A 14,260-nucleotide genomic window follows, 5' to 3' on the forward strand; every position below is an offset into this window, starting at 1 on the left:
AAATAACAGGCGCAGACGGCCCGCGAGATCGACAATGACCTCCCGTAACACTTTTCGCAGAGTCTCCCCATTGCGGCTATAGGTGCGTGGGGCAATATCATTGCCCGTTGGGGCAATGCGATTCATACGGCAATTTCGTAACCTGAGGGAAACGACAGTTCCCCTGGCCGCGTGCAGCGTCAGGCGTTCGCGTGAACAGTCATAGGCGGAAAGAAAACACCACGTTTGCGAACGTACATTCGCTGGATCAGACGATTGCTACGCCAACAAATAGGGCAGTACACCGAACGACTCGATGCTAGACTGAATGCTCTTCGGTCGAGCGGCTTCCGATGTAGGCACGCTGCGGGGCAACACCGGACTGCGCGCATCAAGAAACTTACCCAAGACGAGGTGGGCACATGGCGGGCACGCAAACTTTGGCTGAAAGGCAGGCAGCAGGACGTCAGGCGCGCGAACGTGCAAAGCGTTCCCGGCACGCGGAGATCGGCAACACCGAACGCGACCCTGTCGAACTGCTTCGGGCAAACAGCGCGGGACGGGTCGAAGCGCTTGTCCCGTTACGCTACGGACGCATGTCCCTCTCTCCGTTCACGTTTTATCGTGGCAGCGCCATCATCCAGGCCCACGATCTCGCCGGAACGGTCAACTCCGGTATTGCCTTTCCCATCTGCGGCGACGCACACCTCATGAACTTCGGCGGCTTCGCGACGCCGGAGCGGCAACTGGTGTTCGACCTCAACGACTTCGACGAGGTGGCGAACGGACCATGGGAATGGGACCTGAAGCGGCTCGTTGCGAGCTTCGCCATCGCCGGCGAGCACATGGGCATGGGGCGCGGTCCCATCGGTGAGTTCGTATGGGCAGCGGTTCACGAATACGCCGGCCGTATGCGCGAATATTCGGAATACAGCACCCTCGACTTGTGGCACGAGATCATCTCGTTCGAACGCATGATGGAGACTGCGGCGACCGAAGAAGGCCGAGCCCTCATCGCCAAGACGAGCAAAAAAGCGTCGACACGCACGCACGAAAGCGTGCTCGCCAAGATGGCGACGCTGCGCGACGGCCACTGGACAATCCAGGATGCGCCTCCCGCGCTGTTCCATCCCACCGGGCCGAATTCGCTGCTCGGCAAGGATAGCAACTGGTCCAACGCCGAAGCGTGGCAAGGCAAACTCGCCAAGGCGTTCGACGAATACCTGAGCACGCTTTCGACCGAGCGGCGCATGATGATCGGTCAATACGAGCTTCACGATATCGCGTTCAAGGTGGTAGGGGTCGGGAGTGTCGGCACGTTCTGCCTCGTCATGCTGTTCGTGGACGGCCACGGCAAGCCGCTGTTCCTGCAGGTCAAGGAAGCGCGAGGGTCGGTGATCGCCAACTACTACGAGGCGCCAGGCCTCGAGCATCAGGGCCAACGCGTGGTTGTCGGGCAGCGCCTGCTGCAGGCGGCCAGCGATTCGTTCCTCGGCTGGACTTCGGGTCCTGCCGGCAGGAACTTCTATTTCCGGCAATTGCGCGACATGAAGGTGTCAGCGGAAGTGGAGCGCATGAACAGCACCCTCATGCAAGGCTACGCGCGCCTGTGCGGTTGGGCGCTGGCTCGCGCGCATGCCAAGGCGAGCGGAAAGGCTGTCGAGATCGCCGCCTATCTCGGCAATGGCGACCGCCTCGCCGAAGCGCTCACCGAATATTCGCTGGCCTATGCCGCGCAGAACGAGGCCGATTACAAGAAATTCATGCAAGCCTGCCGCTCCGGCAAACTCGAGGCGCGCAGCGACGAAGACATGGCGGCGGATTTCCGCGTCTGACTTTCGCCGATCGGCAGCGAGCCGGCAGCAGGCCGGCTTGCTGCTCGATCGGTGCCCATGCGAAGGGCGATGTCGTCGCCGTTTGCGAACACGGTGCACTAAACGGACACTGGCGACGCACTGTCGCATACAAACAGCCTGCATTAAAGCATATAGTTGATTAGTCAACTTGCCGGGCGGATAGGGCATCGGGATTATCCGCACCATCCCGCTATCGGTGTTACCGCTGTCTTCCTCTGAGTCTGCCCGGATTGGCAAGAACGCGTGTTGGCGCCTGCTATCCAGGCACGGCTTATCTGTTTTTCGACCCTTCATGTGTTCGCTCACCGCGCCTGTTGCCCGGGAGGCACTTTCGTGCTTAACCCGACCGCGCAGGACACGCGCAATCGCCGCCGACAATCCACTCTCGCAAAAAAAATCTCCCGGCTGTAACCGGAACGCGTAACCGAACGAACTAACAGACTCGGACAACGAATGTCCGTATCTGAATGCGGCTTGACGGTGGCCCTCAATTCCGGCTGCGTTGTTTGGGTATGCGGGTCTGCCTGCAATGGCAGACTCGCTGCGCGCATGCGACGAATTGAACGGCAGGCCCGTCACCCTGGAGACCGATCATGTTGGCACGGCTCGTTGCTGTCGCGTCCTTTCTGCTTCTCGCGCCCGTTGCGGCGTTAGCCCGCCCGGTCGTTGTCGAGCTGTTTACTTCGGAAGGGTGCTCCTCGTGCCCGCCGGCCGATGCGTTTTTGTCGGAGCTCTCTCGTGACCGTCCGGACTTGCTGCCACTCGCGTTTCATGTGACGTACTGGAACAGTCTGGGCTGGCAGGATCCTTATTCGCTGGAGGCCGCCACGCAGCGCCAGGCGGCGTACGGCGTCCGGTTTGGAGACAGTCCCTATACGCCGGAAATGGTGATCGACGGTCGGAAGGGATTGGTGGGTTCGAATCGGCGTGCAGCCGAGGCGGCATTCGCGATCGCTCGAAAATCCGACGAGGCTGAGGTGACGGTGAGCGGTGTGCGTCACGGCAGCACGATATCCGTCACGGTTGGGCGCGGCACCGGTCATGCGCAAGTCGTGCTGGTCGGCTACGACGCCGAACATGAAACGAACGTTGCACGAGGCGAAAACACCGGTCGCACGCTCAGGGAATCGAATATCGTTCGCTCGATACAAACCGTCGGCGAATGGACAGGCACGTCGTTGAAACTTGAAAGCACGACACCCGCTGGCGAACAGGCGGCAATACTGATCCAGTCGGCAGACGGTGCGATTATCGGTGCGGCGCGGGTCGCCAACGGCGGGCTTTGAGCAGGTCGGCAGGATTGGCATGACGCGGAATTCGATTCGAGTTTTCGATAAGGATTCCAAACTATAGATTGGAGCGCCCAAGAAATGAGCGCTCAGTGCAGTGGCAGTACCTTCAGCGAAATCGAATCTACCCGATCAGGAGTTCGCCATGTCATTTGTCACCTGCAGGTCATCGTTGCTCTGTCGAACCATCGCGCTCACCGCCGCGTTGGGATTCGCTTCGATCAGTGTTGCGCGAGCGGATTCCGAGGGCGATGGGCGAGGGGCGGTCTACGTCCTGTCGAATCAACCGTCTGGAAACTCGGTCATTGTCTTTTCTCGAGCGGGAAACGGAACACTTACCTATGCGGCAACCTACTCGACCGGCGGAAAAGGCGCGGGCACAGGCGCCGATCCGTTGGGTTCGCAAGGTTCGCTGACGCTGGACTCGGGCTTTCTGCTCGCCGTCAATGCCGGCAGCAACGATGTTTCGCTGTTCGCGGTCGACGGCGACAAGCTGACCCTGCTCGACAGGGAACCATCGGGCGGTCAAATGCCCGTCAGCGTGGCGATGAAGGGGCACATAGCCTACGTGGTCAACGCCGGCGGCACACCGAACATCAGCGGATATGTCGTCGATGCGTTCGGCAAGCACCTGGTTCCGCTACCCGGCTCGCAACGGCCGCTCGCAGGAGGCGCGAACGCCCAACCCGCGCAGGTCAGGTTCGCACCGGAAGGCGACGAATTGCTGGTGAGCGAAAAAGGCACGCAACTCATTGACACGTATGCCGTTGGATTTACCGGTTACGCCTCGACTGCAACGCCTCACCCCTCAAACGGCGTGACGCCGTTCGGCTTTTCGATCACGACACGCGGTTATGCGATCGTCTCCGAAGCCGGGTCGGGTTCGGTTTCCTCATATGACGTCGTGGACGGTAAGCATCTCGATTCGATCAGTGCTTCGATCCATCTGGGGCAGTCTGCTCCGTGCTGGCTCGTCACAACCGGCGACGGGCGTTATGCCTATACCGCCAATGCGGGCAGCGGCACGATCAGCAGTCTGCAGATTGGCGCGGACGGCACGCTAAGCTTGCTGAATCCAACGGCAGGGACGCTCAGCGCGCCGCTCGACATGGCGCTCAGCAGCCGCAGCAAATTCCTCTACGTGCGGGAGGGCAACGGCGCGGTAAGCGGCTTTCGCGTGAAGCCCGACGGGGCACTCGAACCGATTGGTTCAGTGACGGGGGTTCCGCCTGGTGCCCAGGGGATTGCGGCGCGCTAGGCACGTCGCCGCGGTGCGTCTATTCGCGAGCCGCTTGCGTGGTCCGATGACTCGTGCACGGGCCCGCGAGTTTCCCGGTGGCTCGAGCGAAGCTCAACCGCCGGGTTCGGCCGCCTTGCGGATTTCGGCGGGCGGGGCGCCGATCGGCGGTTCCCCGGCTGGCAACGCGACGTTCTGATACGTGGCCATGCTAGTCGTTGGCTGGAACGCGGTCGTGCCAATCTGCACTGGCTGAGCCTTGTCGTTGGCGACTGCCACGAAAAGCGCCGGTGCCGCCGGGGCGGCGGCTTCGTTCGTGGCTGCCTCCTGATTGCCCGCTTCGCCCTGGGGTGCGTAGTGAATCACGAAATAGCCTGTGCTGTCGGTGTAGCTGAAACCGAGCGTGCTCTGCCAGGTATTGTTCGCGTCGACCAGGAAAACGCAGTAGCGCTGCCGCGGCTGCAGGTCCGCGCTGAATACGCGGCCGTGCAGCGCCCAGCCGTTGGCGGCAACTTCCGGCGCGGGCGTGGCAAGCTGCTGGCTCATCATGGCGACTCGCGCGGCAGTATTTTGCTGCGTGCTGACTGTCGCCTGCGCCGCCGCGGCCTGTTGCGAGTTCGCACCATATTGCTTCGTGATGGCAGTCGCATTTCGGGTCAACTGCGCGACCCGCGCCTGGTGTATGCGCGCGAGGGTCGCGACACGCTGGCTTGCGAGCGTATCGGCGCTGCCTAACGTCGAAGTCAACACGGCGGGCAGGTCGGCGCCACTGGGGGCGTTGCCTGGCGCTGCATTGCTCTCTGAATTCGTGGCCATGAGAAAGTCTCCTGCGGGGCGATGGACCGCTCAGTTGCCGGCGGATGTGAGTGCATGATTGACGAACGCGCCACACGGGTCGCCATCGCCGGACGGCGCCGCAAGCACGCCGGCGATGGACAGATTGCTCGTCGACCTGCGCCAGTTTGCCGTCGCCGCATCGGCGTAGAGGCAAAGCGTCGAGAGGTTCTGGCACGTGATGTTGAAGATGCCGTAGGTGACGCCGGACGCAATCGCCGCGCCCACGGCTTCCTGTAGCCGGTTGCCGTTCATCTGCAGCGAGCCCGCGAGCGCGACGACGTCGAGCGCGACGCAGAGTGACGAGCCGTCCACCCAGCACTGGTTGTTGGCGAAATTCAGCTGATCGTGGCTCAGCACAAGCACCGAAGTGAAGGCGTGTACGCCGCTCAGGCGTGTTTCGAGCTGGCAGAGGTTGTCGGCAAACAGGACGGTTCCATTCGACACCACGGCAGGCCCACGCGTGGCGCCATTGCTCGCAAAGGCCGCGCCGTATGTTTTGAACTGCGAAAAATTTTGGGCCAGGTTCAGGAAATCGATGCCCTGGCCCAGGTTCAGGATCTCCACGGTGGCGGCGGGGAGAGCGTCGTTCGTGATCTCGGGGCGCGGCACCGTTCCGCCCGTGGCGAACTGATTGTTCACGATGACATACGGGCCATAGCCCACGGCCGCGAGCGCTGTGCCGAGCGCGACGCGCACGATATTGTGCTCGACACGCAGAGCAGGCATGCCCGGCTCGTAGAGCGTCGCGGTGAGCCCGGCGCCGGACTGGTTTTCGTTGCTCGCCGCGCCCGCTGCGGAGGTGCTCCACGCGCCGCTCGCACTGGCCACTGGCGGCGTGACGAGCAGGGCCATGATGCCGCCGCTTAAGACGTTGTTGCCCGTGGGAGCCACTGGATCCGCGAGCGCCCAATCGCGCGTCTCCACGATACGGTTGCGGCTGATGACTGCGGTTTGCGCGTTCAGCAGAAAGATGCCGCATACCAGCGCGCCCGGTGTCGCGCCGAAGTCCGTAATGGTGTTGTCGCACACGTTCAGGTTTTGCACGTCGGGAACGCAGATCGCGCCATAGCCCTTGAACGCCGTCCGGGATTGCCCGAAGTCGATCGGCATCAGCAGGGTCCGGGCGATGACGTTCTCGCGCACGGTGAGGTTGTGGATGCTGATCACCTCGGTCACGGAACTCAGGTCGAAAAAACCCACCGGGCCGATACCGCACAACCCCATATTGCGAATACGGTTGCGTGCGATCAGTACGTTGACGAGCGGGCCAGCCGCCACGAGCGAGCCGCCGTTGGCGCCGTCGCCTGGTGTGCTGGGCAGGTCGAGCGAGCCCGTGGTACTGCAGGCCGTGGGGTCGCTCGCGGACACGCCGGTAAGCGTGCCGGTGGCATTGCCGTTGGCGTCGAGTATGACGAAACTGCCGAGCGTGACCCCGTTGCCTCTGCCGCCTTCGATTTCGTTTTCGACGACGAACACGTCGCGCGACGGTCCCGCAATGTGGATGCCGCCCGGCGCCATCTGGAGCGTCATCGCGTTCGCGGGTATTTTGGCATCCATATTATTCGCATTCGGATTACCGGGTGTGCCCTTTACGTCCTTGGCGTCCTTTGCGTTCGTGGCGGCCGACTGCTGCTCGTAGTCGTTCACCATGCTCTGAGGTAAGCGCTCGAGCACGTTGGCCGTGTTCACGAGCCCCACCCAGTTGCGCTCGACGTGCAGTTCGGCGCCGCTCACGCACACCGTCGCAAAACGGCTGGCCGTGTTACGCATGGCCATGCGGTTGTCCGCGATCTTCAGGAGGTCCACGTTGACCCCGGCGATGGCGGGATACGTCCATGCGAGGATCACGAGATCCTCGATCGTGATATCGGTATTGCTCGCGCGCTCCGTCGTGACATCGTTGCGCAGGGCCATCATGGCAATCTCGGTCTGGTTGGCCGGCGCCGCTGCGAAGTCGAGCAGGATGCCCACGTCAGTGCCATCCGTTTCGATGCAGAACGAAAGCAGCTTGACGTGATGAGATCCGATCACGGTTACCACCGCCGAAAGGCCGCTTGCCGCGACCGCTGCATTGGCGTTTGCATTCCCATTGCCCGCGGCATTCGCGCCCGTTGGCGCGAAGCTGGGCGAAGCGAGGCGCGTGCGCCAGCCACAGCCGCGCAGGATCACATCGTCCTGCTCGATCAGCACGGGTTCGAAGTAGCGTCCCGGCAGGATGCACACTTCGCCGCCGCTGCCTTTCAGCGATGCGAGCGCCGCGTTGATCGACGTATATTTGCCGACGCTTTCCTGGCCGTCGCCCACGGTACAGCTGCAGCAGCCGCAATCGGCCCCGTTGCCCGGGTTCCAGGGCGTGCGGCAGTCCGGGGCGCCGTTGGGTGGCGTGAGGACGGAGAGCTTGGTGTAGTGGTGATGGATGCCGCGCGGCGGCGCGCCGTTGAGTTCTTCGACCCAGCCGCCAGCGGTGCGCGCGGCGAAATTCCAGAAGTCGCCGGTGTTGAAGTGGCCGCCCGACGCCACAGGCGTACTGAGGCTGAAGTTGACGATGATGCCGCTTTCGAGAACGAGGCGCGTGCCGGCTTCGGGCACGGGGATGATGCCGCCAGCGGCATCGACATCGCACCAGACGGTCGTCATGTCCTGCAGGTAGATCTTGCCCGACTGGTCCCAGCGGCGGATACGCGTGCAACGCTTGGGATCGAGCGGGCCTTGGAACGCGTTCGATTGCAGGGCTGAGGTGAGTGTGATCGTCTTGCCGGGCACATCGATGCTGTCGATCTGGTACATCTCGCCGGGCTGGCCGCCCAGTTCGTGCGCCTCGTCGATCAGCTCGATCCAGTTGCCCGCAGCGAACCCCAGCACCTGGTCGCGGCCGAGGCTCATGACCGTGAGCACGGCGGCGGGCGCACCTGCCGTGTTGGTGCCCATCGCGATCTGCGTGACGCCGGTCATGACGGAGGCGTTCTCTCGCGACCACTTGAAGGTGGCATTGTTCGTGGGAAGGGCGCCGGTCGCATTGGGCGCGCCGCCCGCATGAATCTCGACCCGGTAGAACTGGTTCTCGACGCCCGTGTAGCCCGTGCTCGTCGTGAGACAGCAGGGACCCGAAGGGGCGTTGGGCACCACCGACGTATCGAGTCGTCCTGACGAAGCGAGCGAGCCGAACATGTCCGCGTCCGGCGTCCCGCAGCCCCAGTTCTTGCCGCTGGCGTCCATGAGGCGCACCTGCCAGACCGTTTGCAGACGCGCGCTGGTGTCGACATTGATGGCCTTGTCGATCAGGTTCGAATCCTGCAGCCAGGTCACGGGCCGCGTCCAGACGTCGAGGTAGGCGAGTAGCGTGCCGGCGGCGCCCGGCCCCGTGAGCAGCGCGGTAGGCGCATTGGGATAGTAAGGCTGCGCGCTGTAGTCGATGGCGTTCACGCTGGCGGCCGGCGGCGGCTGCGGCGTGCCGGAGAGCTCAGCGAGCGCCGGGTCCCACTGTTGCGTTGGCGCGCCGTGGTTTTCGGCCAGCAGGCCGTCCACATACATCCGCCCGAGCCCGATGGAGAGCGAGGGCTGGCCGCTGGCATTCGTGCTGTTCTCGATCTGGAACGCGTAGGGCGTCGTGGGCGGGTAGGCGGCGTGCCCCATGAGGTCGAGCGTACCCGCCTGGATGCGGCGTCCCAACTCGGCGAGCCATTCGTTCCAGTCCGCGTCTGTCTGCAGGCGGCCCTGCAGACCCACGACGCCGGCGTAGTCGTTCCACGGGGAGAAGGTGAACCGGCTGTTGTCGAAGCTCACGGCGCGCTCCTGTCGCAGAGATCAAGTCTGCTTTTAAGTCTGCTTTCAAGTCTGGTAGATGAGCCCGAACTCCAGCCCAACCGGGAGGTATTCCTGCATCCGGCTCTCGAGGTCGGTCTCGCGCAGCGGCGCGAGGATGAAATGAAACGCACCCATCTCGCCGCCGTCCTCGGCGCCGCGGCGAATGCTGTCGTCGGTCGAGGCGGCGAGCTTCGCGTAGGCGGGCTGACCGTAGCGCAGCGCCAGAAAGAGCGGCTTCGGCGAAGCCAGTGCCGCCTCCACGCATTTGAAGCGGCGCGGCGTGAGCGCGTGGTACGGCAGGAAGCTGAAGCGCACGCAGCCCGCTTGCTTGCGATCGGCGACGAGGCCAGCGGCCCACGTGTCGCCGGAGGCGAGCGCGGCCCAGAGAATGCTCTCGGAGACGAGCGCGAGCAGTTCGGCGTGAACCTTGCCGATGACGGTGCAACCGAGCAGCGTGAGCGCGCCGCCGCCGGTCTCAGGGGCGGCGGCCCCGGTTGCGCTGTCCGGCGCCGCGTAGGCGATGCGCGTGCGGTCCGTCGCGTCGACGATGCAGTCGCATAGCTCCACCGTGGCGCGCGGCACGGCGCGGATCGGCCCGACGATGGCGCGCTGCGCGGCGAGCGCGGTGCCGGGCGCGGCGACGACGACAGTGGGGGCGTCTGCATAGCGTGGTTTGCCGTCGGTGGCTACGGACCAGCCGGGGACCAGCGTGCAGTGGCGCAGCGTGAGCGCGCCGAGCAGGTTCGGCGCGCCACTGGGCCGCGCAGCCGGCACATGGACGAATGCGGCGGGCGAGGTTGCTGGCGCTTTGGCGGGCACCATCGATGACGTTGCGCACACAACGAAGCCATCCAGGATGAATGTGCTGTCGGCATCGCCGCTCACGCTGAGCTCGCCGTCGAGAAAGAGCGTTGGCGCGGCGCCGTCCGCCGCGCGCAGCTCGAGCGTCGTGCCCGCGGGAAGATCGAGCGCGAGCGGGCCGCCAATGTCGTGTGGCGCGCTGCCCGCGATTTCGAAAGCGAGCGCGCCGGTCTCGCCGAACTGGGTCGCGGCAAACGTGAAGGCTTGCTGCAGGTTCGCGTAGCGCGGCGGCACGGCGGTGTCGGGATACGGGAAGATAAACGCAGGGTCGGTGACGGTGAAATTCTGGCCTCGCGCATATTCGCCGCCGCCCATGTCCGCGTTGAAGCCGCGGCAGTACGTGAGCGCGAGCTGTGGCGCCTGGGCCGGTGGCGGGTTCCCTGGCACCGCGGGCAGCAGAATGCGTCCCAACTCCGGATCCACGAGCGCGGCGTACTGCGTATCCGCCGCGCCGGCCGCCGCCGCGTTCGCCCAGCTACCGTCCGGCCCGGAAAGATCCGCCACGCGGACCTGGTACGGGTTCAGCACCTTGCCGTCCTTCACCAGCACGAGGCTCTGGCCGGGGCCGTACCAGGCCGAACCTACGCCCCTTTGAATGTCTTCGCACAGCGCGCGCCGGCGCAACCGGTCCGCCACGTTCACAGGCGTGGCAGCCGTCTCGATGGGCTCGCCCTGCGATTGCGCGCGATGAAACAGCGGCATATCCATACCAAGCGGGCTGAACCGGAAGCAGGCCAGTGCGCCGGGCGTGTTCGTGGCGGCGGTGGCGGGCACATTGGTCACGCTGTATGCGCCGAGCGACCACAGAAAGATGGCGATGTTCTGAATGTTGTAGCGGCCGCGCCCGGTGACGATTCGATGCACGTCGACGGCGTGCGCCGTGCGGTCGAAACCGGTGTTGACATAGAAGCCCGTCTGCCAGCGGCGCACGTTGGGCGTATGCCAATTCGCGGGCCGGATATGCTTCATGTACTGCGCGTCGGCGAGTACTTCGAAGCACTCGATGGCGTGCGCGCCCCAGCCGGTCAGGTCGCGCGCGAGTTGCTCCATCACGAGCACCGTGCCCTTGCGGCGGCGCAGGGAGATCGTCGACGCGACTTCAGCGCGCGGATTGTCGACCTGAGGCGTGATGCCGTGCACCGCCTGGTAGCCGATCAAATCGCCGATATAAGGAATGACCCACTGCGCACAGGTTTCGATGAACTGGTCGTCGTAAAGCTGGTCGAGATCGTCGCCAAAGGCCGCGATCTGTTCCTCGATCACCCTGAGCAGCGACTCCAGCGGTCCGCGCGCAGCCTTCGCGGTGAGCAGGGCGATCTGCGCCTGCTGGTCGGCGGTGAGCGGCGTGACGCTCGCCTCCAGCGCGGCGAGTTCGGCCTGCTCCGCTGCGCTAAGCAGCGTGGAGGCCGCGGCGATCTGTGCATCGCGCAAACGGTAGACGGCGGGCAGCAGCTGGAACAGGTCGAGACTCATGACATCGCTCCCAGTACGAGTTGTTTCGGATCTGGGTCGAGTACGAGGATCTCGGCGGGCGTGGGCGGCGCGCTATCGCCCGCCACCGGCACGTAGGGGCAGATGTGATTGGGCGATCCCGCGCACGGACGCGGCAGCGGCGTGGCGAGCGCGCCTTTCATCCATGCGTTGTATGCCGAGACGGAAAAGCCCGCGCTGCTGAGGTCGCCCGCCGTGCTCGTGGCGACGACAACAAGCGCTTTCACGTTCACGGCGATCACGCCGGGCACATTCTGGATCAGAAGCGCGACCTCATCGCCGGAGACGCCCTGGCCGAAGCTGCGCTTCGCGTAGCTGTAAGCCAGCGTCAGGGCGGCACGCACGGCGGCATACACGGCGTTCGCGTCGCGGCGCGGGTCGCAGGCAATGTCGGCGCTCAATCTGAAAGTGGTTTCGTAGAAGCTTTGTGCGTAGACCAGAACATTCGGATTGCTGAACGATGTGAGGGACGTCACGAGTGTCGCGAGCGTGAGATTGCCGGGCGGGAGCGCCGCGCCGTTCGCGCCAGCTACGGTGAGCCAGACGCCGCGATACGGGCCGTTTGCGATCCAGATGGCAAACGCCTTGTCGATGCCGGCGAAGGTGGCCGCGTAGTTCTGGTAGTCGGAGAGCGACACGGCGCGCCCTAGTGTGAGCACCGACAAGGGCGCGTTGGCGCGGATGCCGTCCACTGTCTGGGCGTCCTGTCCGCCGGTGGCCGGCATCGGGTTGCTCACGCCGCCCACGCCCAGCGGCCGGTCGACCAGCGTGGTGATCGTCCCCGCTCCCACGTTGCCCGCGGCGCCGAGGCCCACGCGGTAGCGCGCCTGGACGTTGGCCATGCCGGTGGGCAGCGTTGCGCCTTCGTCGTTGTCGCCGAAGGTGACCGTCGCAGCGCCGCCCGGCAGGTTCATGACGGTGTACACCTGCGCGGTCGGCGGCGCTTCGTAGAGGCTCGGTACGGCAGTCCACGCAACGCCGTTGACCAGAACCGAGAGCGTGCTCGCGCTGCCGCTCGGGGTGGGCGCCTGAATATAGGTGAGCGGCGTTTGCTTGAGGGTGAAGCGCTGGTTCGGTGTGGCGGCCGCGCCGCTGCCGAGCACCTCGGCCACGCTCGCACCCGCGGTGGCCGGACCGACGTTGGCGTTCACGCTCGTCGCCGTGCGGTCGTAGCAGTTCAGAAGCGGGCTCTTGAGGACGATGCGCGTGCGCGGGTACGGCTTGCTCACCAGCGCGACGCTCGCGACGAGGCCGAACTCTTGCGTGACAGGGGCATTGGCTGCCGCCGGCACGAGTGCGAAATCGCCGAGCGCCGCGCTTACGGTGCCGCTACGCCCATTTTTGTCTGCGACATAGAGTGGGAAGAGACCGCTCGCGTTGGCCCAGTCCTCGGCGGTGCCGTCGGGCAGCAGGAAATCAGGCGGCTGAAGCAGGGTGACGACATCGCCCGCATTGAGCGTAACGTGTGCCGTCTGGTCGTCGGGTATGAACTGGATGCCGCCCGCACCGGGCAGGACTGAGAGCATCTGACTCTTGCCCACTACGGCGATGGCGCTCACGTTCGCAAGGTCCGTACGCACGCCTTCGAGATCGACGCAGTTGCCATAGAGCGGATAGTCGAGCGGCTGCTCGGCAGCCGCGAGCGCTTCGCTCTGTGTGAGTGCTGAAGCGAGGCGCGTCGCAGCGAAATAGTCAGCCAGCGCCTCGTTCGTATCGGTCGCGATGCGCGTGACTTTCGCACTCGCACCGTAGCCCGAACGTGTCATGGAAGTGACCGACTCGATGCGGTACAGCATGATCGCGCCGGCCGGCGTGCGCGTCCCGGTGCCGTGCGGACGGATCAGCGCGAGCCAGCCGCCGGGCGTGAGCTTGCCGTACACGGCGTCGAGGTCGATACGACTTTCGTCTGCGAGCGCCGCGCCGGTGGCCGGGTCGATGCCGAATGTCCAGTCGAGCGGCGGCCCGGCTTGCAGCAGCTTGTCGTTCAAAAGGGTGACGCGGGTGCCCCACGCGAGCATGAGCGGGTCGATCGCGTTGTAGCCATACAGCGCCGCGCGCTGGCGCAAGGCGTAGAACACCGGATTGGCCGCGGCGGGCGCGCTGCCCGCCGCGCCGAGTGGCTCCGACCAGGTCACGAGGGTACGCTGGCGTGTCGTGTCCGGCGTCACCGCGCCCACGATCCGGAGGTCCCAACGTTCGCTCACGGGGGCGCCGCTTGCCGCCGTCCAGTTCGCGCGCTCGTCGCCGACGATCAGGATGGCGTCGCCCGGCTGCAACTGGGTCGCGGTGCCCGCGAGGTAGACGCTCGTGTTGCCCGTTTTCGGGATCCACGGTACGCCCGTTTGCACGGGCAGCGCGTTCCAGTCCGCCTTGGCGAGAATGGGCGCGGAGGTCTCGAAGGACTGCGGTGTCTGTCCCTGCGCGGGCACGCTCTGCACCTGCGTCAGAGCGGGAATCGTGAGCGCGCCGGTGGTGGGGTCGACGGGCAAGCCGGTGGCGGCCTTGATCGTGAAGGCGAGCCAGGTCGAGGCGGCAACACCCGGAGCAGGCTGGTAGCCGATCAGGCGCGATAGCTGCGTGAGCGAATCGAGCTGTACGGCCGTGCGCAGATAGCTTTCGTTGGCCAGCCGCTCCTGATAGAACGTCAGGATATCCAGCATGACCGACGCTGTATCGATGAGCGCGATGCTGAAGTCGTCGCTCTCGCGCGTCTTCAGGGCTGCGAGCGCCGGATACTCCGCACTCGACAGGCGAGCGAGCATCGAGGCGCGAAAGCTTGCCCACGTGCCGGTTCGGTAGGCGATTTGCGGCAAGCCGGCGCGGTTGTTTTCACCTTGCGGCGTTTCTACGCTGACGCCCGCGCAGCAGCCGCAGGTGCAGTTGGGTAGCCCGGTGCAGTTCACGTG

The 14,260-nt window shown here is 65.0% G+C and carries 7 protein-coding genes; 3 read left to right on the forward strand and 4 right to left on the reverse strand.

The features are described 5' to 3' along the window. Nucleotides 1-401: 401 nt before the first annotated feature. The 3 genes from FAZ97_RS31135 (at nucleotide 402) to FAZ97_RS31145 (ending at nucleotide 4,382) form a co-directional block, all read left to right on the forward strand. A complete protein-coding gene (locus FAZ97_RS31135; protein ID WP_158762631.1) occupies nucleotides 402-1,814 on the forward strand; it encodes a DUF2252 domain-containing protein in 1,413 nt (470 codons plus the stop codon). A gap of 614 nt (nucleotides 1,815-2,428) precedes the next feature. Continuing rightward, nucleotides 2,429-3,121, forward strand: a complete 693-nt coding sequence (locus FAZ97_RS31140) for a DUF1223 domain-containing protein (RefSeq protein WP_158762632.1) — start codon at nucleotides 2,429-2,431, stop codon at nucleotides 3,119-3,121. Between the two features lie 148 nt (nucleotides 3,122-3,269). Then, complete coding sequence (locus FAZ97_RS31145) at nucleotides 3,270-4,382, forward strand: lactonase family protein (RefSeq protein ID WP_158762633.1); 1,113 nt, start codon at nucleotides 3,270-3,272, stop codon at nucleotides 4,380-4,382. Nucleotides 4,383-4,475: 93 nt separating this feature from the next. Here FAZ97_RS31145 and FAZ97_RS31150 read toward each other — a convergent pair whose 3' ends face one another. From FAZ97_RS31150 to FAZ97_RS31165, 4 genes are read right to left on the reverse strand one after another with little or no spacing between them, the layout of a single operon-like run. Further along, nucleotides 4,476-5,177 carry a hypothetical protein gene (locus FAZ97_RS31150; RefSeq protein ID WP_158762634.1) on the reverse strand — a complete coding sequence of 234 codons (702 nt, stop codon included), beginning with the start codon at nucleotides 5,175-5,177 and terminating at the stop codon, nucleotides 4,476-4,478. Nucleotides 5,178-5,207: 30 nt separating this feature from the next. After that, the gene (locus FAZ97_RS31155) at nucleotides 5,208-8,981 is read right to left on the reverse strand and encodes a DUF6519 domain-containing protein (protein WP_158762635.1); all 3,774 of its coding nucleotides are present in this window, start codon (nucleotides 8,979-8,981) and stop codon (nucleotides 5,208-5,210) included. A 45-nt stretch (nucleotides 8,982-9,026) separates the two neighbouring features. Beyond that, entirely contained in the window at nucleotides 9,027-11,336 is a 2,310-nt protein-coding gene (locus tag FAZ97_RS31160; protein ID WP_158762636.1) for a hypothetical protein, read from the reverse strand. Next, on the reverse strand, nucleotides 11,333-14,257 hold the full coding sequence (locus FAZ97_RS31165; RefSeq protein WP_158762637.1) for a putative baseplate assembly protein: 2,925 nt from the start codon (nucleotides 14,255-14,257) through the stop codon (nucleotides 11,333-11,335). Before FAZ97_RS31165 ends, FAZ97_RS31160 begins: the two co-directional genes overlap by 4 nt. Between the last annotated feature and the right edge of the window lie 3 nt (nucleotides 14,258-14,260).

This window comes from Paraburkholderia acidiphila (assembly GCF_009789655.1).
In the GTDB taxonomy this organism is placed as follows: domain Bacteria; phylum Pseudomonadota; class Gammaproteobacteria; order Burkholderiales; family Burkholderiaceae; genus Paraburkholderia; species Paraburkholderia acidiphila.

Bases quoted from the DNA above. Each gene is read 5' to 3' on its own strand.
- FAZ97_RS31145 (WP_158762633.1), top strand. From the start codon at position 3,270: ATGTCATTTGTCACCTGCAGGTCATCGTTGCTCTGTCGAACCATCGCG.
- FAZ97_RS31135 (WP_158762631.1), top strand. From the start codon at position 402: ATGGCGGGCACGCAAACTTTGGCTGAAAGGCAGGCAGCAGGACGTCAG.
- FAZ97_RS31160 (WP_158762636.1), bottom strand. From the start codon at position 11,336: ATGAGTCTCGACCTGTTCCAGCTGCTGCCCGCCGTCTACCGTTTGCGC.
- FAZ97_RS31140 (WP_158762632.1), top strand. From the start codon at position 2,429: ATGTTGGCACGGCTCGTTGCTGTCGCGTCCTTTCTGCTTCTCGCGCCC.
- FAZ97_RS31150 (WP_158762634.1), bottom strand. From the start codon at position 5,177: ATGGCCACGAATTCAGAGAGCAATGCAGCGCCAGGCAACGCCCCCAGT.